The 264-nt window shown below is 59.8% G+C and carries 1 protein-coding gene; it reads right to left on the bottom strand.

What is annotated here, in order from left to right; translation table 11 throughout:
* The coding region (locus tag JHD74_RS26455) for a VENN motif pre-toxin domain-containing protein (protein ID WP_199063962.1) at nt 1-264 on the bottom strand (264 nt) is incomplete at both ends.

The raw sequence follows: 264 nt of genomic DNA on the forward strand, positions 1-264 counted from the left end.
CCACAGCGTTAGCGGTGCTATCACCCGTCACACCGCCAGCTAAACCTGCTGCCAGCGTCGATAGCGCACTGAGACTCTGCTTCTGCTCCTCACTCAGTTTAGCAATTTTTTCCGGCGTGTCTGCACCATATAACTTTTCTGCCAGATAACGCGCGGCCAATTCACCACCAGCGGCCCCCGCAGCACCCGCGGCTGCCGAGTTGCCACTCACTTGTGCCGCTATCGCCCCCCACACCGCATGGGCAAGCGCGTTGGCCGTTTCAT

The sequence above is a fragment of the Serratia sp. ASV30 genome, assembly GCF_016428815.1.
Classification (GTDB): domain Bacteria; phylum Pseudomonadota; class Gammaproteobacteria; order Enterobacterales; family Enterobacteriaceae; genus Chania; species Chania fonticola_C.